This is a genomic window from Rhodocaloribacter litoris, from assembly GCF_011682235.2.
In the GTDB taxonomy this organism is placed as follows: domain Bacteria; phylum Bacteroidota; class Rhodothermia; order Rhodothermales; family ISCAR-4553; genus Rhodocaloribacter; species Rhodocaloribacter litoris.
The window spans coordinates 2,620,543-2,638,941 of the sequence record NZ_CP076718.1 but is presented as its reverse complement, the minus strand read 5'-3'; the positions used below and the strand labels follow the sequence as shown (position 1 = coordinate 2,638,941).

15 protein-coding genes are annotated in these 18,399 nt (G+C 67.4%); all 15 read right to left on the bottom strand.

Translation table 11 applies throughout. The features are described from left to right. Nucleotides 1-9: 9 nt before the first annotated feature. The 15 genes from GQ464_RS11030 to GQ464_RS10960 all read right to left on the bottom strand — a co-directional run bounded on the left by GQ464_RS11030 (nt 10) and on the right by GQ464_RS10960 (nt 18,160). On the bottom strand, nt 10-507 hold the full coding sequence (locus tag GQ464_RS11030; RefSeq protein ID WP_166979140.1) for a hypothetical protein: 498 nt from the start codon (nt 505-507) through the stop codon (nt 10-12). After that, on the bottom strand, nt 504-1,244 hold the full coding sequence (locus GQ464_RS11025) for a TIGR04255 family protein (protein ID WP_166979137.1): 741 nt from the start codon (nt 1,242-1,244) through the stop codon (nt 504-506). The genes GQ464_RS11030 and GQ464_RS11025 overlap by 4 nt, the downstream gene beginning before the upstream one ends. An 86-nt stretch (nt 1,245-1,330) precedes the next feature. Then, entirely contained in the window at nt 1,331-4,990 is a 3,660-nt protein-coding gene (locus GQ464_RS11020; protein WP_166979134.1) for a multifunctional oxoglutarate decarboxylase/oxoglutarate dehydrogenase thiamine pyrophosphate-binding subunit/dihydrolipoyllysine-residue succinyltransferase subunit, read from the bottom strand. A gap of 123 nt (nt 4,991-5,113) precedes the next feature. Continuing rightward, nucleotides 5,114-5,788, bottom strand: coding sequence for an HAD family hydrolase (locus GQ464_RS11015; protein WP_228350216.1), 675 nt, complete (start codon nt 5,786-5,788; stop codon nt 5,114-5,116). 23 nt (nt 5,789-5,811) lie between these two features. After that, complete coding sequence (locus GQ464_RS11010) at nt 5,812-6,828, bottom strand: NAD-dependent epimerase/dehydratase family protein (RefSeq protein WP_166979127.1); 1,017 nt, start codon at nt 6,826-6,828, stop codon at nt 5,812-5,814. Between the two features lie 13 nt (nt 6,829-6,841). Further along, on the bottom strand, nt 6,842-8,248 hold the full coding sequence (gene rlmD / locus GQ464_RS11005) for a 23S rRNA (uracil(1939)-C(5))-methyltransferase RlmD (RefSeq protein WP_166979124.1): 1,407 nt from the start codon (nt 8,246-8,248) through the stop codon (nt 6,842-6,844). Between the two features lie 34 nt (nt 8,249-8,282). Next, nucleotides 8,283-8,894 (bottom strand): cyclic nucleotide-binding domain-containing protein, encoded by a 612-nt coding sequence (locus GQ464_RS11000; protein WP_166979121.1) that lies wholly within the window; start codon nt 8,892-8,894, stop codon nt 8,283-8,285. A 93-nt stretch (nt 8,895-8,987) separates the two neighbouring features. Then, nucleotides 8,988-11,456: a BamA/TamA family outer membrane protein gene (locus tag GQ464_RS10995; protein ID WP_166979118.1), complete on the bottom strand. Its 2,469-nt coding sequence runs from the start codon at nt 11,454-11,456 to the stop codon at nt 8,988-8,990. 86 nt (nt 11,457-11,542) lie between these two features. Then, nucleotides 11,543-11,761, bottom strand: a complete 219-nt coding sequence (locus tag GQ464_RS10990; RefSeq protein ID WP_166979115.1) for a DUF2795 domain-containing protein — start codon at nt 11,759-11,761, stop codon at nt 11,543-11,545. A gap of 185 nt (nt 11,762-11,946) precedes the next feature. After that, complete coding sequence (locus GQ464_RS10985) at nt 11,947-12,924, bottom strand: M23 family metallopeptidase (protein WP_166979112.1); 978 nt, start codon at nt 12,922-12,924, stop codon at nt 11,947-11,949. Nucleotides 12,925-13,261: 337 nt separating this feature from the next. Continuing rightward, the gene (locus GQ464_RS10980; protein ID WP_423816186.1) at nt 13,262-13,657 is read right to left on the bottom strand and encodes an FKBP-type peptidyl-prolyl cis-trans isomerase; all 396 of its coding nucleotides are present in this window, start codon (nt 13,655-13,657) and stop codon (nt 13,262-13,264) included. A 134-nt stretch (nt 13,658-13,791) separates the two neighbouring features. Further along, on the bottom strand, nt 13,792-14,184 hold the full coding sequence (locus tag GQ464_RS10975; RefSeq protein ID WP_166979106.1) for a RidA family protein: 393 nt from the start codon (nt 14,182-14,184) through the stop codon (nt 13,792-13,794). Between the two features lie 54 nt (nt 14,185-14,238). Further along, nucleotides 14,239-14,682: an HD domain-containing protein gene (locus tag GQ464_RS10970; RefSeq protein WP_166979103.1), complete on the bottom strand. Its 444-nt coding sequence runs from the start codon at nt 14,680-14,682 to the stop codon at nt 14,239-14,241. A gap of 15 nt (nt 14,683-14,697) precedes the next feature. Beyond that, nucleotides 14,698-15,954: a TolB family protein gene (locus GQ464_RS10965; protein ID WP_228350215.1), complete on the bottom strand. Its 1,257-nt coding sequence runs from the start codon at nt 15,952-15,954 to the stop codon at nt 14,698-14,700. Nucleotides 15,955-16,042: 88 nt separating this feature from the next. Further along, nucleotides 16,043-18,160 carry a S9 family peptidase gene (locus GQ464_RS10960; RefSeq protein WP_166981193.1) on the bottom strand — a complete coding sequence of 706 codons (2,118 nt, stop codon included), beginning with the start codon at nt 18,158-18,160 and terminating at the stop codon, nt 16,043-16,045. Between the last annotated feature and the right edge of the window lie 239 nt (nt 18,161-18,399).

Here is an 18,399-nt window from a genome sequence, read left to right as displayed (position 1 = left end):
TTTACACGTTCAGGAATTGGCAAATAGTCGTCGCAGATTATTCAATATGGTCTCTGGTATCTCATCGCCGAAGTACTCGGTTCCATGGGTCTTGTTGATACCAAAAAGACCTGCATACGTCAATAAGCCATCACGGCCTATCCCAACAGCAAAGACCCTCTTCGGCCCGTTATACCATTCGAAGGCTATCACACCCTCGGGTTCTACCGTTACATCCGGCATGGGAAACGTCATGGGAAGTAACCCCAAGAACCGCCTGGCTTCAAGGTAGGAATCCAGGCTGACGGCAGCCGCCCCATAACCATCCCAATTCTCTACTGAACAGTCCTCAAATATTTCTTCGAGACTTTCCTGGGCTTTTTCCAATGGTTCACCAAGCGTGACGTTTCGAAACAGACTGTCCAGCACGCCGGCGAAACAATCCTGAAGTTCAAGGGCCTCTTCGCTGACACCGGCACTTGTTTGGTACCCGGACAGTCCGGTTCCCTGTAGGGTGAGCGCGCTCATTCGTATAAACTCGCTGTTTTCTCGGTGATAATACCAAAAAAGATGCGGTTCTTCAATTGGCGAAGTTGCTCGAGAATGTCAGGTATATCCGGGCTATCGGCCTCAAGCTCTACACGTTTAAATGCATCGATGTCGAGGATTATTAGACGCCGGCCTGGAGTGACCTCAGGCCCTAAAGCCTGTGTAATACGAGCAGAGGCCCTTGACTCCTTATCATAAACGACCATACTGTTCAGAAACTCGGTTACTTCTTGGGGAAGCTGTTCCGGCACGAGCGTCATTGTAGTTAAATAATCCGAGAGCTCAACGAAAAGTGGAATTTCAACATGGTTGATGTATCGTACGGCAATGCGCGTCACGACTTCCGGAGATGCCTTCGTCTTATAAAGTTCCCAGAGATCCATGGCCTCCGCGTAAATAGCTTCCCATCGGGTGTAGGGTTTTAAACGACTAAAGGAGAATCCATCCCTCCTGAATTGCGCCACATTTCTTCCGTCACTTGACTGAAAACGACAAGCCTGGAAGCCTTCATCCTTCTCTTCCATGAACGGCTTTCCACCAATTACACCAAAACTGTGTTCAAAGCGCCGGACTTTTTTAACCTCAGGATATCTCTCTGCCAGTACTTCCTGCAGAGATAAAAATTCTTCCACTTGAAAAGCGGCAGGCAGCTTCACACGAAGCTCAATGACGGCCTCAACGATCGGTGCACGGGCTAAATGCCTGGGCTCTGCCATGTAGCTCCGGGGTTGTCACGATGGATTTACGATCCGGTACATGAAGGCGAAACATTCGCGTCTCCAAGCTCCAGCACACAAAGCCCTCACACCCCCAGCGCCTTGCGGATGAGCGCCTCCTGTTCCTCCTGGTGGATGTGGGCGCTGCCGGTGGCCGGGCTGGCGCTCTCGGGCCGGCCCACGTACCGAACACGCCGCGAGCAGTCGCCGTGCAGGGCTTCGAGCAGGGCGTCGAGCCGGTGGCGCAGGAACGACCAGGCGCCCATGTTCTCCGGCTCCTCCTGCACCCACAGGACCTCCTTCACGTCCCGGTAGCGCGCCAGTTCGGCCCGGACGGCCTCTGCCGGGAACGGGTAGAACTGCTCCAGGCGGGCGATGGCCACGTGGTCCCGGCGCTCCGGATGATCGTCGAGGGCCTGCAGCAGGTCGTAGTACACTTTCCCGCTGCAGAAGAGCAGGCGTTCGGTGGTGGCCGGGTCGGTCGTGGCCGGGTAGAGCGGGTGGAAGCCGTCCTCGCTGAAGGCGTCCGGGTCCGAGACGGCCAGCGGGTGGCGCAGCAGGCTCTTGGGCGCCATCACGACCAGCGGCCGGCGGACGGCGCGCTTCACCTGGCGCCGCAGGGCGTGGAAATAGTTGGCCGGCGTGGTGAGGTTGCACACGATCATGTTGTCCTCGGCGCAGAGCTGGAGGAACCGCTCCAGCCGGGCCGACGAGTGCTCGGGGCCCTGCCCTTCGTAGCCGTGCGGCAGGAGCAGCACCAGGCTGCTGTACTGCCCCCATTTCTCCCCGGCGGCGGAGAGGAACTGGTCGAAGATGATCTGGGCGCCGTTGGCGAAGTCGCCGAACTGGGCCTCCCAGAGCACCAGGGCCTTCGGAGCGGCCACGGAGTAGCCGTACTCGAAGCCGCAGACGGCATACTCGGAGAGCAGGCTGTCGTAGATCGACAGCAGGGCCTGGCCTTCACGGATGTGGTTGAGCGGGATGTACTCCTCGCCCGTCTCCTGGTCGTAGAGCACGGCGTGGCGGTGGCTGAAGGTGCCGCGCCGGGAGTCCTGCCCGCTCAGGCGCACCTTCGTGCCTTCGAGCAGGAGCGTGCCGAAGGCCAGCGCCTCGGCAAAGCCCCAGTCGATCTTGCGCTCCTCGTGGAAGACTTTCTCCCTCCGGCGGAACTGGCGGTCCAGCTTCTTGTGGACGTGGAACGATTCGGGCAGGTTGGTCAGGGCGCGGACGACGGCCTCGAGGTCCTCGCGCCGGGCCCGCGTGTCGACGTCGTCCTCCGGGACGGGGGACGGGCTCCGAAGCGGGGGATGGGCCTCCCCCTCCTTCTCGGCTTCGAGGGCCTTCACCCGGTCGAAGGCTTCCTGGAGCCGGTCCCGGTAGTCGTCGAGCATGTGCTCGGCGTCCTCCGGGCTCATCTCGCCCCGGCGCAGCAGCAGCTCGGTGTAGAGCTTGCGCACGGACCGCTTGGCCTCGATCTTCCGATAAAGCAGGGGCTGGGTGTAGGTCGGCTCGTCGCCCTCGTTGTGCCCGCGGACGCGGTAGCAGAGCATGTCGATGACGACGTCCTTGTTGAAGACCTGGCGGTAGTCCAGGGCCAGCCGGGCCACGCGGATGCAGGCTTCGGGGTCGTCCCCGTTCACGTGGAAGATGGGGGCCTGGATCATCCGGGCGATGTCGGTGGCATAGGTGGAGCTGCGCGCGTCCTTCGGCCCGGTGGTGAAGCCGATCTGGTTGTTGATGACGATGTGGATGGTGCCGCCGGTGCGGTAGCCAGGAAGCTGGCTCAGGTTGAGCGTCTCGGCCACGACGCCCTGCCCGGCGAAGGCGGCGTCGCCGTGGATGAGCACGGGGATCACGGCGTCGTGGTAGTCGCCGGTGGGCGCGTCGACGTGTTCGTCGCGCAGGAGCTCCTGCTTGGCCCGTACCATGCCCTCGACCACCGGGTTGACGGCCTCCAGGTGGCTCGGGTTCGAGGCCAGCGTCAGCTTCACCTTCGCCCCGCTGGGCGCCGTGTGCTCGCCCCGTGCCCCCAGGTGGTACTTCACGTCGCCCGAGCCCTGCGTCGTGTTCGGGTCGAGGTTGCCCTCGAACTCGGAGAAGATCACCTCGTAGGGCTTGTTCATGATGTTGGCCAGCACGTTGAGCCGGCCCCGGTGCGCCATGCCGATGACGACCTCGTGCACCTCCTGGTCGGCCGCGTCGGAGAGCAGCCGGTCCAGCATCGGGATGAGCGTCTCGGCCCCTTCGAGCGAGAACCGCTTGTGCCCGATGTACTTGGTGTGGAGGAACGTCTCGAAGGCTTCGGCGGCGTTGAGCTTCTGCAGCATCCGGTGCTTGGCCGCCTTCGAGATCGGCTCGACGCCGCGCACCGGCTCGATGCGCTCCTGCAGCCACCGCCGCTCGTCGGGGTCGGAGATGTGCATGAACTCGATGCCGACCTTGCGGGTGTAGGTCTGCCGGAGGATGTCGAGGATCTCGCGCAGGGGCAGCACGTCCGCGCCGCCGAGGCCGCCGGTGACGAACTCCCGGTCGAGGTCCCAGATGGTCAGGCCGTAGCGGGCCGGGTCGAGCTCGGGGTGATAGACCCACTCGTAGCCGAGCGGGTTGACGTCGGCCTGCAGGTGGCCGCGCACCCGGTAGGCCCGGATGAGCTGGAGCACACGGGCCTGCTTATGGATCATCTCCATCGAGCCTTCCCCGCCGGCCCGGCCCACCTGCGGGGTGTTGTCCCGGTCGAAGCGGTAGGGCTGGTAGGGGATACCGAGCTGGCCGAAGATTTCGCCGTAGAAGCCGTGCTCGCCCAGGAGCAGTTCTTCGATGTACTGGAGGAAGGCCCCGCTCTCGGCGCCCTGGATGACCCGGTGGTCGTACGTCGAGGTGATGGTCATCACCTGCGAGATGCCCGTCTTGCCGATGAGCTCGGGCGGGATGGCGTAGTATTCGGTCGGGTAGCCGATGGCGCCGACGCCCACGATGACGCCCTGCCCCTGCATCAGCCGGGGCACGCTGAGCACCGTGCCGATCATGCCGGGGTTGGTGATCGTGGCGGTCGTCCCCTCGAAGTCGGCCACGTCGAGCTGGCCGTCCCGGGCGCGGCGGACGAGGTCGTTGTAGAGGCCGATGAACTGGGGAAAGGTCATCTGGTCGGCCCCCTTGATGTTGGGCACGAGCAGCATGCGCTTGCCCCGCCGCTCGATGTCGATGGCCAGCCCCAGGTTCACCTGTTTCGGCACGACGTGCTGCAACGTGCCGTCTTCCCGGCGGAAGAGGGTGTTCATGTTGGGGAAGGCCTTGAGCGCCTTCACGATGGCCCACGCGATGAGGTGGGTGAAGGACACCTTCTCGCCGCCGACGTAGCGCTGGTAGTCGTTGATGAGGGCCCGGTTCTCGGCCAGGAGCTTGACCGGGATCGTCCGCACCGAGGTGGCCGTGGGCACGCTCAGGCTCGCCTCCATGTTCTCGACGATGCGGGCGGCCGGTCCACGCAACGGGCGGACCTCCGCCCCCTCCGGGATCGGAACGGCAGGGGCCTCCGGCTCGCTCACGGCCCCGTCTCCCCGGGCCTGTGCCGGCGCCACCTCGGGCACGGCCTCCGGCGCGCGCGCCTCCCGCACGGCCACGAACGACTCGGTCGGATGGTAGTCGGCAAAGAACTCGCGCCAGCTCTCGCTGACACTTTCGGGATCGGCCAGGTACTGGCGGTACAGCTCCTCGACGTAACCGGTGTTAAACCCAAGCGTGCTCACGGTCAGGCGGCGGCTGTTGATGAAAGAAGGATTTGGCTTTCGTGGTACCGTAACGAAGCGGAAAGGGTAAGGATTCCGCGATTTTGGATTTTGGCATTTGGATTTTGGGTTGAGCGAAACGCCTCACCACCCCAGGTGCCGGGCAAATTCGTCGAAGCCGGCGACGGTGACGTGGGCCCCGGCCTTGCGCAGGGCTGCGGCGTCGAACGAGGTGGTCAGCCCGGCCACGCGGCAGCCGGCCGCCGCCGCCGAGCGCACGCCGTTGACCGAGTCCTCGATGACGAGGCAGGCTTCGGGCGGCAGGCCGAGCCGCTGCGCCGTCAGCCGGTAGGGCTCCGGGTCGGGCTTCGGCCGGGTCACATCGGCTGCCGTCACGACGGCGTGGAAGTACGGGTGGAGGCCGAAGCGGTCGAAGACGAACCGCTGCGTGGCGGGCACGGACGAGGTGGTCAGGCCCAGGCGCTCGAAGCGGGGGGCCGCCCGCCGCAGGAACGCCAGCGCGCCGGGGACGGGCTGTACGCCGGCCAGCAGGTCGTGGAACAGGCGCTCCTTGCGGGCCACCACGGCGTCGACGTCGTGCCCTTCCCCCGCACAGCGATGCAGCAGGTGGGCGATGGCTTCGCGGGTCACCATCCCCTTGATCTCGCGGAAGTGTGCGGGCGTCAGCGTCAGGCCCAGGGCTTCGAAGACGCGGCGCTCGGCTTCCTCGTGCAGCGGCTCGGAGTCGATGAGGACGCCGTCCAGATCGAAGATGAGGCCCCGGAGGCCCCGCGCGAAGGGAAGGTGGTTCGACGTCATGGGAAGAAACGACAGCATGCAACTCAGAGCCATCCGGCGGAGCGGTACCAGGCGATCGTCTCCCGGAGGCCGTCCTCGAGCGGGATCGTCTGCCGGTAGCCGAAGTGGGCGCGGGCCTTGTCCACCGCGCACATCTTGCAGGCGCGGCGGATCTCGCGGGCCTTCTCCCGGTTGAGGGGCGGATACGTGCCCAGGAGCCGCCCCACCCCCTCGGCCAGCGTCCCGACGACCTCGACGAGGGCGCCGGGGATGGGCACCGTGAGCGCCTTCTTGCCCAGCGCCGCCATCGTCGCATCCCGGATCTGCGCCCAGCTGTAGTGCTCCTCGCTGCCGATGAAGTAGGTCTCGCCGGGGGTCGCCTCGTGCTCGGCGGCATCGACCATGCCCCGCACCAGGTCGCGCACATGAACGAGGCTCAGGTCGGGCCGGTGCGCCTCCCCGACGATGGGGCACAGGCCGCGGTCGACGGTCTTGAAGAAGGTGAAGATGTCCGCCTCGCGGGGGCCGTAGACGGCCGGCGGGCGCACGACGACCAGGGGCAGGTCGGCGTGATAGGGAGCCAGGCGTTCCTCCATCAGCGCCTTGCTCTTGCCGTACTGGCTGATGGGCCGCAGCGGAGTCGTCTCGTCGGCCACGGGCACGTCCGCCTCGCCGACGGCGGCCAGGCTGCTCGTGACGAGCACACGCTTCACGTTCGGGTTGACGGCGCGGACGGCGTCGAGCAGCCGCAGCGTGCCCCGCACGTTGGCCTCCTCGAAGGCGTCCCACGCGGTGGCCCGCGTCAGCCCGGCGACGTGGTAGACGTAGTCCACGCCGCGCACGCCCTCGCGCAGGGCGTCCTCGTCGTCCAGACCGCCTTCCACCGGCACGATGTCCAGGCCCTCGAGCCACTTGCGGCGGCGGCGCACCAGGCACCGCACCTCGCCGTAGCCGCGACGCTTCAGCTCTTCGACCAGGTGGCTTCCGACGAAGCCCGTCCCGCCCGTCACGAAGGCGGTCTTTCCGGTGGAGGCGGTGTTCCGGGGCGCGTTCGTTTCCACGGTGGTGCCTGGGTCAGGGCCGGGTGCGACGGCGCAGCTTCGCCACGCTCTCGATGTGATGGGTGTGGGGGAACAGGTCGACGGGCTGGACGACCTCGATCTCGTAGACGTCGCGGAGCAGGGCCAGGTCGCGGGCCTGCGTGAGCGGGTTGCAGCTCACGTAGACGAAGCGCTCCGGCCGCAGGCGGCCGATCTGCTCGACGACCTTCGGGTGCATGCCGGCCCGCGGCGGGTCGGCGATGAGGACGTCCGGGGCACCGTGCTTGCGGACGAACGCCGGGGTGAAGAGCCGCATCAGGTCGCCGCTGACGAAGGTGCAGTTCGTGACGCCGTTGGCGGCGGCGTTGGCCCGCGCGTTGGCGACGGCCTCCTCGACCAGCTCGACGCCCACGACGTGCCGCGCCCGCTCCGCCACGAAGATGGAGATCGTCCCGGCGCCGCAGTAGAGGTCGTAGACCAGGTCCTGCGGCCGCAGCCCGGCGAAGTCGCGAGCCACCTCGTAGAGCCGCTCGGCCTGCCGCGTGTTCGTCTGGAAAAAGGCGTTCGGGGCGATCTCGAACGTGTAGGGGCCGATGCGGTCGTGGATGACGCCGGGACCGTAGAGGGTGTGGATGGCCTCGCCGAAGGCGGTCTGCGCCGGGCCGGTGTTGATGGTGTTGACGAACGTGGTGACTTCGGGGAAGTGCTCCTGCAGGTAGGCGGCCATGCGCTCCATGCGCGGCGGGGCCCATCCGTTGGTGACCAGGTTGACCATCACCTCGCCCGTATGGGTGCCCGTGCGGAGGACCAGGTGGCGGAGGTACCCTTCGTGGCGGCGGATGTCCCACGGCTTCCAGCCCTGCTCGCGGACGAAGGCGCGCACGCCGCTCAGCAACCGTACGCTGATCTCGGGCGGCAGGTGGCACTCCGTCAGGTCGAGCACCTTGTGGAAGTTGCCGGGCACGTGGAGCCCCAGCGCGAAGCCGGTGTCGAAGTCCTCGCCGGAGGCGATCTCCTCGGGCGTGAGCCACCGCTCGGCGCTGAAGGAGAACTCCATCTTGTTGCGGTAACCGTAGATCGGATCGGCGCCCAGGGTGGGGCGCACCTCGACGGCCTCGAAGCCGCCGTGGTGCACGAAGGCGTCGGCCACGCTCTGCCGCTTGGCCTCGCACTGCGCCGCGTAGGCGACGTGCTGCCATTTGCAGCCGCCGCACGTGCCGAAGTACCGGCAGCGGGGCTCGGTGCGCAGCGGGCTCGGCACGAGCACCTCGCGCAGGCGGGCCTCGGCGTAGTTCTTCTTCCGCTTGATGACGGCCGCCCGCACACGGTCCCCCGGCACGGCGCCGGGCACAAAGACGACGTAGCCGTCGACGCGGGCGAGCGATTTGCCCCGGTCGGCGAACTTTTCGATGTCGAGGACGATTTCGGTGCCTTTCTTCACGGCTACGAGACAGAGCGGGGTAAGCGCAGTAAACTCAGCGCCGGGCGGTGTACGGGGGCAACCCGACCGCGGAGGCACCGGTTTCGTGAAACAGGCGCATCGTGACCACCTTGCCGTCGCGCTCGGAGAGCCGGTGCAGCAGGGCCACCTGCCGCAGGGCCAGGTGTCGTGCCAGCGCGCCCGTGACGGCGGCGGCAGCCCGGGGATTGCGCCGTTGCAGCGTTTTCAGGTCGGGACTGAAGAAGCCGAGCACATCCGTCTCGGTGACGGCCTGCGCCGTCTCGGTACGCCGCAGCTCGGCGGTGCCGAAGAGCGCACTTTCCCCGAAAAGCTCGTGCTCGCCCACCTGCCGCACCTCCTGCAGCCCCCCGTCGCCGTCTTCGACCAGCAGGCGTACGCGGCCGCGCTGCACCACGTAGAGTCCCAGCCCCGGATCGTTTTCATAGTAGAAATACTCGTCGGGGTGGTAGTGACGCGGATGTACGGCCTCGGCGAGTGCCCACAGATCCCGGCGGGCGAGCGCCCGAAACGCCGTGGTTTCCCGCAGCGTGTCGACGATCCGGCGCAGGCGCGCGTCTTCTTCCCGGCGCAAGAGCCGCCGGTGGAGCCCGCGCAGGGTGCTGAAGACGTTGTGCAGGGTCGGCATGAGCGGCAGTCTCGGTTCAGGCAGCGGGCGTAGAAGCGCGGGGCCGGGGCGGCTGTTCCGGCTTCGCCGATTCTTCCCGGCCCGGAGGCACGGTCAGAAGGTATGGCCGATGCCGAAGTGGAGCAACGGGTTACGCAGGCCGTCCGGCAACAGCTCCCCCTGCCGCACGGGGTCATGCACTTTGGCAGCCAGGTCGAGCCGGAGGATGAGGTATTCCCAGGCGATGCGCATGCCCAGGCCTGCCCCGACGCCCAGCTCCTGAAAGAACGTTTCGAAGCGGAACCGTCCCTCCCGGGTGCCGGGGTTGCGGGGCCCGAACCAGACGTTGCCGGCATCGGCAAAGAGGGCAACGATCCAGTCCGCCTTCAGCACGGATTCCAGAAACGTGTTACGCAGCTCGAGGCTGCCCTCCAGCTTGATGTCCCCGCCGAGGATGTTGGTCGTGCCGTCTTCGTTCCCGTCGGTCGTCGTGGTGTTTCGGGTAAAGGAGACCGTACCGGGACCGAGTTCGCGCAGGCGCCACCCGCGCACGCTGGCGGCGCCGCCGCTGTAGAAGCGCCGGTCGAAGGGCACGATGTCCGACCGGCCGGTCGGATGCGCCACGCCGAGCAGCAGTTTCCAGGCAAAGACCGAGCGCGGGCTGAGCCGGTCGTAGTGCCGGAGATCGGCGACGAAACGGACGTACTGCCGATACAGCAGCCGGTTTGTCGAGCGATCCCCGCCGAAGAAGGGCAGCCCCGGCAGGGTTCCTTCGAGGGTGTCCGGGGAGAAGACGAAGCGGTCCAGCAGGTAGGGCAGGTTGCCGCCGACCTCGAAGGCCGCCTCGTAGGCGTGTCCCCGGTCGCGGGTCAGCGGATTCACCCGTGCCGAGCGCAGGGTATACCGGAGCGCATTGTTGATCTGCGGCTGCGTGTAGTCTTCGATGATCTGGGCCTGCTGCACGGTATCCCGGATGGACGAGAGCACGTCCTCCAGGAAGGCCTCGCGGAAGCCGTCGAGCGTGTCGGGGTTGTTGACGGTAATGTCGAGCAGGTCGACGAGCGAGGTGACGATGGGGTTGTGGCGCATCTCCAGGCGGAAGCGGGCCGCGCCGCGCCCGCGCAGCACCAGGCGGAGGGCTTCCCGGCGTGCGGCCAGCAGGCTGAGCGAGAGCCGCGTCCGGGCGTCGAAGAGGCCGAGGGTGCGTTCCAGGCCGTGAAACGGCGAGATCAGGTACGGATAGGCCAGTGCGGCGCTGACCTCCCACTGCGACGAGGTGACGCCGAAGCGGGCGTCGAGGTCGAAGGCGACCGAGCCGGTGGCCCGCAGGCTGAAGGCTTCGCCGCTGCCGAAGAGGTTCAGGTTCTCGTACGAGACGCCCAGGCCGGTGCCGAGTTCGTTGTCGGCGTCGGCGAGGGCCCCGCTGCGCTGGAGCATGAACGTCTCGAGGCGGATCTGGTGGCGGGGCCGGGTGCGCAGGTCGATGCGATGCGGCAGGCGGGGCGGTGCATCCGGCCGCAGGCGCACCGTGTCACCGGGAAGCGGCAGGATGTCGGTGAAGGCGAAAACGCCGGTGGCGTCGAGGCGGCGCTTGGTGGCCAGCAGGAGGTCCTGGTTGTACCAGTCGCCGGGGCGGAAGCGCAGGGTGCGGGTCAGCAGCCCGGCGTCGATCCGGTTTTCTCCCTCCCGATGCACGGTCAACAGGCCGCCGGCCACGCTGTCGGCCGGCGGCGGCAGCCGCAGCGTGTCGGTGCGGGCGGGGACCTCCGGCAGGGGGCCGCTCACGTGAAAGTGCACGTCGCCGAAGCGGTAGCGCGGGCCCGGCCGGATGCGAAATACGACGTCGAACGAATCCGGGCGGACCGGTATGACGATGGCGTGGATGGAGTCGCGCGTGACGGCGGCATACCCTTCCCGGCGGAGGAAGGCCAGGATGCGGCGCCCCTCCTCGAGCAGCGTCGGTGCGGAATACCGGCTGTCCCGGACCCGGAAGCGCAGCGGCTGTCCCGCATCGAGGCGCTCGGGCCGCAGGAGCGTGGCCCGGCTCAGCTGCCGCTGCTGCTCCGGCGTCAGGCTCTCGACACCATCGTACCGGACCTGCCGCAGGAAGGTGGGCTGCCCGGCCTCGATCTCGAAGACGACCCGCACCCGGTCCGGATCCCGCGTGGGCCGAACCCGGGCCGCCACCTGTGCCGCACGGAACCCCTCGCGGGCGTAGAAAAGCCGGAGCCGTTCGACGTCGGCCCGGAGGACCAGGGTATCGAGGTGGGCGGGGGCCTCTCCGGTTGCCATCAGGGCCCGCCCCACCCCGCCTCCCACGGTGTCACCGAGGCGGTAGAGCCAGAGCCACCAGTTCAGGCCGGGAATACCCAGAAAGCGACGGTTGGCGCGGGTGCGGACGTGCAGGCGCAGGGTCTCATCGGGAAAGAAGGGAGTGCCCGCGAAACGCACCTCGCTGACGATGGGCGGTGCGGCAACGGTGTCGGCCGCCGGGCGGTCGGCCTGCGCAAACGCAAAAAAAGGGTGGAGACCCAGGCCCACCCACAGACCGAGCACAACCGCCCTGACCAGTGCGCACGTCACGAAAGCAGCGGAAGCAGATGACGGAACCGGACGACGGCCCGATTCTCCGTTTCCGGCCCGTTCGGCAGGCCGGAGGTTCCCCTCATTTACTCGTCTTCGTAGTAGAAGTCGTCGTCGGCCGTGGGGTAGTCCGGCCATATCTCCTCGATGCTTTCGTAGGGCTCACCATCGTCTTCGAGGGCCCGGAGGTTTTCCAGCACCTCGATCGGAGCCCCGGTGCGCTCGGCGTAGTCCAGGAGCTCATCCCGTGTGGCCGGCCAGGGCGCATCTTCGAGGTACGAGGCAAGTTCCAGCGTCCAGTACATAGTCTCTCGATGGGCAAAGTGCATGGAGCCGGAGCGCACAGGCAGCGCTACCGCAGGTGGAGCACTATAGCACGTCGGCTTGACAAAAGCAAGCAAAGCGGATTTGGTTCCCCGGATGCCGGGGACTACACGAAAAAACCCGTTCGTGCCGGAACCGGAGCGTTTTTCCCCGTCCCGGCGCGCGTTCAGTCGAGCGAGGTGGTGGACTGCTCGGCCGCTTCCAGCAGGCGCTGGTACTCGGTCGGCGTCAGGCCCGGCGCGAAGAAGAAGATCGGGTTGAGGGCGCGACCGTCGGCGTCGTGCACCTCGTAGTGCAGGTGGGGGGCGTTCGAAAGGCCCGTGTTGCCGCTGTAGCCGATCACCTCGCCGCGCTTGACCTTCCGTCCCCGGCGAATGTGCCCGGGAATGCGGGAAAGATGGGCGTAGAGGGTGCTGTAGCCAAGGGTCGGGTGCTTCACCTTGACGTAATTGCCGTAACCGGAACCCTTGCCGGCCTCTTCGATGACCCCGTCGCCGGTAGCAACGACCGGCGTGCCCCGGGGCACGAGCACGTCGACGCCGTAATGCATGCGCCGGACGCGCAGGATGGGGTGGAAACGCATTCCGAAGCCGGAGACAACCGGACCGTCGGCCGGCAGGATGGCCGGCATCTCGGTCATACGGGCCGCATGCTCTTCCGCCAGCCGCGTCAGCTCCCGGTAGCTGGCATTCTGCAGGCCGATCTGGCGCTCCAGCTGGTCGATCTGACGGGCCGTCTGCCGCAAAAGCGACGACGTGGAAGCCGAAAAGCGGCTATACTCCTCGTAGGCATCGGCCCCACCGACTCCGACCTGGCGCACGTCGTCGGAGATCGGCTCGGCTTCGAGCAGGGACCGGTACAGCCGCTGATCCGTCTCCGAGAGTTTCTCCAGCTCTTTGGAGAAGGCGGCCATGCGTTCCCCGACGAGGGCAAGCTGCTCCTGAAGCGCCTCGTTCTCGGCCTTCAGGGCCAGCTCCTGCGGGGTCTCGATCATCCGATCGAACCCCCAGACGTAAACACCCGCCAGCATAAGGGCCACCACGGCAACGCCGGCCGCCTTTTTGACCCGTTGTGCCCGCGTCGCCCGGTGCTCGACGAAGGCACACTGCTCCTGGTCGTAGTAATAGTATCGATTCTTCGGCATACGGACCGTCTTTTTGGGCCTGCGCATACCCCGCGGGCACCCGGAGGCGCTTACATACGGCCCACCCGGCGCCCGGGGCGCAGGGCACGCGGACCGCCCGCGGGAGACGTCATGGTGGGGGTATCGGCACCGTGGAGACCGACTATACCGTCAGGGACACAAAAAGCCAACGAAGAACGGGAGCCCTTTCGTATGAACCGGCCCCCTTCCTCGCCAGCGCATGCAAAATATAGGTGCCGGCGTCTCCCGAGTCAACCACGGCGCTTTCCTTCGAAACACGCCCCGCGCAGGCGCCAATGCGCCCCTCACGAAACCGGTTCCCGACCCCGAAAAACCTTCAACGGATCTTGACCAGTTCTATATCGAAGACGAGCGTCTGGCCCGCCAGGGGATGGTTGGCGTCGATGACGACGGCGTCGTCCGTGACGGCTTCGACGCGGGCCTGGATGACTCCGCCGTCGCGCAGGTGCAGTTCGAGGTGCTGGCCCGGCTCGGGCGGAGCACCCGGAGGAAGGTGCGCGCGGGGAATCGGCACGACGAGGTCTTCCCGGTACGCGCCATACGCTTCCTCCGGCGGAATCGTATGCTGCTTCGTCTCACCTTCCGCCATCCCGAGGACGGCTTCCTCGAAACCCGGAATGACCTGCCCGGCCCCGAGCGTAAAGGACAACGGGGGACGGCCCTCCGACGAATCGAACACCGTTCCGTCCTTCAGCCTGCCCGTGTAATGCACCTCGACGGAATCCCCTTGCTTTGCGTTTGCCACGATAAAATACCTTTTGAAGTACGTGATGTCGGAAACAACAAAGGTGTACTCGCAGGCCGGGGGGATGTTCGCGCCCGCGATCCGGGGGCCGGGAAACGGCTTCAATCCTCCGGCACGTAGGCGTCGGCCTCGATCTCGACGAGCATCTCCGGGTCGATCAGGCGGGCCACCTGGACCATGGACGTGGCCGGGCGAACAGCCCCGAAGACCGCGCCGTGCGCCCGCCCCACAGCTTCCCAGTCCTCGATGTTCGTCACGTAGATCCGCGTGCGGACGACGTGTTCCGGGCCGGCGCCGGCCGCACGAAGCGCCGCCAGGATGTTCTGCAGCGTCTGGACGGTCTGCGCGTAGACGTCGCCGGCCCCGACGAGGGCGCCGGTAGCGTCGGTCGCCGTGGTGCCGGAGACGTGCACGTGCGGGCCGACGCGCACGGCGCGGGCATACCCTACCACCGGCTCCCATTTCGTTCCCGAGGAGACATTCCGTCTTTCCATGATGCTTCCCCTCCGATTCGTGGAATAAAGAGCGTTTCGGGGCACGGCATGCCGTCATCCGCCGGGAGCGGGCCCTGCATCCTCCAAGAGCCAGGCCCAGGCGTCCCGGTACCGCCGGAGCCGGGCACAGTCTGCCTCGGTGAGCGGTCCGAGGCGCCGCAGGTCCATGTTGTCCTCCAGATCGGCCTGCTTGACGAGACGGCCCACGGGATGGGCGGCGGCGCGCCGGACGAACGCCTCGTACGTTTCCCCCGGGCGGCGCGTCAGGGCGTCGACGGCGGAGACGACCGCCTCGGGGTAGCCGGCGGCGCGCAGGTCGTCCAGCGTGTAGCCGGTATCCTCGACCACGTCGTGCAGCACGGCGGCCATCATGGCGGTCTCGTCCGGCATGGCCAGCATGACACGGAGGACGTGCAGCACGTAGGGGGCTCCGGCCTTGTCCCGCTGTCCCCGGTGGGCCTCGACGGCCAGAGCGATGGCATCTTCCAGGGTGGGCATGGCGCGCGGTGCGGTTCAACGGGCTTTCAGATGAAGCAGCTGCGATCCGGCGTGCAGCGTGTCGGCGCGTTCGGCGTTCACGTCGACGAGGCGGACCCGGCCGTCGTCGAGGAGGACCAGGTGCTCGTCGTCGAGCCAGCCCCAGGTTGTCGCCAGACGCCCGGCGGCGGTCGTTTCGTCCACCACCCGGTAGCCGCCGAAGATACGCACCACCTTCTGGAAGGTGACGGCATCCGGCCGCCGGTCGAAGACGAAACGGGTGGCCGAAGGCGACCACCGGAGGTTCGCCTCGTGCACCAGGGCCTCCGGGCTGAGCACCGTGTGCCGGGCTTCGGCCGGCTCGTAGAAGTAGATCTGCCGGATCGCCGGGTTGTCCGGGGCAAGCCGGTCGTAGGCGAGTTGCGCGCCCCGCGGCGACCAGGCCGGACGGCGGGGGCGGGCCTCGGGACCGGCCACCCGGCGCGGATCGTTGCCGTAGGCATCGGCCACGAAGAGGGTGGTATCCGGCTCATAGGCCCGGTTTTCCCGGTTGTAGCGCAGGTTGCGTTCGAGGTAGGCCATCCACCGGCCGTCCGCCGAGAAGGTGACCGCATGCATCTTGCGGGCGTCGATGCGGGCCTGGTCCGCACAGTCCTCGGGGGAGACGACGTAGAGGGTGCGCCGGTCCCATTGTCGCTGGTCCCGGACGACGAGGCGGCCGCCGGGGAGCCAGGCTTCGACGGCGCGGGCGGCCCGGCACCCGGCATCGCGCACGACCGCCCGCGCGAACGGGGCCGGGCCGTCGCCGGTGGCGATGCGGATCCCGCCCGGCCCCATCTCCTCGGCGCCGTCGTCGGTGCGGCGCGGTGCGTAGAAGCCGAAGGCGAGGGCCGTGCCGTCGGGCGACCACGCGGCGGTGTAGACGGTGTTCCGGGCGGCGGTGTGCAGCGTGTGCACGGCACCGGTGGCCGGGTCGAGCACGGCCAGGTGGCTGCTGTCGCCGGCCACGTATCCGAAGGCGAGGCGGTCGCCGGCGGGCGCATGGACCCGCGGGCCGGCGTAGCGGGCACCGGCCAGGAGCGTCGTCACCTCGCCGGTGCGTTCGTCACGCTGCCGGAGCGCACCGGCGTCGAAAAAGACGGTGGTGTAGGCCGGGCCGCGCGGGGCCTCGGGCGCGCCGGCAGGCGGCGCGGCCGGTACGGCCGGCCCGGAGCCGGCGCATCGCGCCAGCACAAACAGCCCCAGCAGGACGAACCCGCCCCACCCGGCCCGGCGTGCACGTGAAACAGTCATGAACCCTTTCGAGAGGAACGTTTGTCGGGAGCCCCAAGATACGACGGCCCATCATGAAGTTTGGACGTAGAAAGGGTGACCGGACCGCTCACGGGCGCTCGTCCGCTTTCAGGTGCCGGATGAGAAAATCGGCGGCGGCCTCGTAGGCGGCCGTCCAGCTTCGATGAAGGAGGAAGCCGTGCACCTCGTCGGGAAAGACGAGCTGCTCGAAGGACACGCCCTGCCGCCGGAGGGCCTCGGCCAGATCCACCGACTCGCTGAAGGGTACGTTACGGTCGTCGTCGCCGTGAATGAGCAGCACCGGCGAGCGCCATGTGTCGATGAAGGCCAGGGGGGAGGAGGCGAAGGCCAGACGGGCCACCTCTTCGCGTGTGGCGGCATCGTAGGCCGGCACGAAGTTGCGAATGACCACGTTCCAGTCGTGCACGCCGTGCAGGTCGACGCCGGCGGCAAAGAGGTCGGAAGCGCGGGCGAGTCCCAGGGCCGTCAGGTAGCCGCCGTAGGAACCGCCCCAGAGCCCGATGCGGCCGGGGTCCACGTCGTCGCGGCTGCGGAGATAGAGGCCGGCCCCGAGCACGTCGTTGAACTCGCTGGCCCCCCGCGCCCCGTAGTTCAGGGCTTCCCGAAACATCATCCCGTACCCGATACCGCTCCGGTAATTGACCGAAAGCACGATGAAGCCCTGGGCTGCCAGGTACTGGTTGAAAGCGTAGGCATTGTGATAGTACCCGCGATGGTGAAAGCCGAGCAGCATCTGCCGTCGCGAGCCGCCGTGAAAGAAAAGCACGGCCGGGTATTTTCTGCCCGGCGCATGGTCCCCCGGAAGAAAGAGTTGCCCGTGGATCGGCAGGCCGTCGGCTGCCGGAAAGACGACGGGGCGGGGCGTGACGAGATGCCGGGTCGGAAAATCCTCCGGGATCGCTTCGGGCGCCAGCCATTGCAGCGTATCGCCGTCGAGCCGGGCGGGATGGGCGGGATGCGTCGCGCTGGAGGCCAGCGCCAGGATCGCCGTTCCGTCGGCGGTCATCACCGGGGCCCACTCGATGCCGGCGCCATCGGCATGCCGGTGCCGCAAGGAGACCGGCTGCGGAGGGCCGCCCGTCACCGCCACCCGCCACACGTGTTGCCGGTCGATATCGTCCTGGTTCGACGAGAAAAGCAGCGCACGGCGGTCCGGCGTCATCGAGACGAACTGCACCTCGAAGGGGCCGGGGGTCAGCAGCGTGGCTTCACCACCCGCCACCGGCACGGCGTAGAGGTGCGTCCATCCGTCTCCTTCCCAGGGGAAGACGATCCGGTCGCCCGCTCCCCAGAAGAGTTGATTCTGGGCCGAGAGGCCGCGGAAGGCACTGCCCGTACCCGGCCGGGCCCGCCACACCTCGCGCCCCTGGCCCGTCTCGACGTCGGCCACGCGGATCGACCACGGGAGGGCTTCGCGACGCGGCATGAAAGGCAACACCTGCCGTTCGTGCGGGATGCGGATAAACGCGATGCGCCGCCCGTCCGGCGACCACACCGGATCCATGTCCTGGTCGAGTGACGGATCCAGGTAGCGCAGGCGGCGGGTGGCCGGCTCGTAGACGCCGATGAAGGCATGGTCCCCGCGATCGCTCACGAAAGCGAGCCGTGCGCCGTCGGGCGACCAGCGGAGCTGGCGCGCACGTCCCCGGCTTTCGAAGAGCTGCTTCGGCTCCGGTTCACCGTGGTCGAGCGCGACGGACCAGACCTCCCCGCGACGGAGGAAGGCCAGGGTACGACCATCGGGCGAGACGGCCGGGGCCTGTCCCTCGGCCAGCCGTTGCGGGGCGCCGCCTGCCACCGGGACGATCCAGATCTCCTGTTTTGCGCCGTCGGGATGACCTGCCGGGTTCGGGTGTTCTCCCTGCCGGTTCGGGTCGCCCCCGCGTACGTAGATGATCCGCTCGCCCTCCGGGGTGAAGACCAGGTCGCCGAGCGGCTGGCCGTCGTCCTCGGCGTAAGACGTCACCGGCCGGCCCCGGAAATCCGGCCCGTCGGCCACCCAGAGGTTGCGCACGCCTTCGGCATTGAACACCCAGGCTACACGCGCCCCCACAGGCGCGGCCACCAGGTCCGAAGGAAACGGCGCGCTGAGCACCTGCTCGACGGTGAAGGGCTGCCGGGCCTGCGCGACGACCGCCGGCAGAACGGCCACAAGGCATAGGAGGGCAAGAGGACGGTAGGACATGGCGGCATACGAAGCAGTTGGGAGGTGGCTGAACGTAGCGATTCCGGCGGGAAGATTCAAAACATGCCGCCCCGGTTTCCCCTGCCGCCACGCAAACCCGGTGTCACAGATTTGTTGCACTTTTGCCACACTCGCGCCAACGGTGCCGGGCCGGGATCACAGCATATTCTGCCCGGCGCAAGGAGCGGGCGTTCATGAACCCGAAAGCACCGGAAGGAAAGCCGGCGCCTCACGGAGCC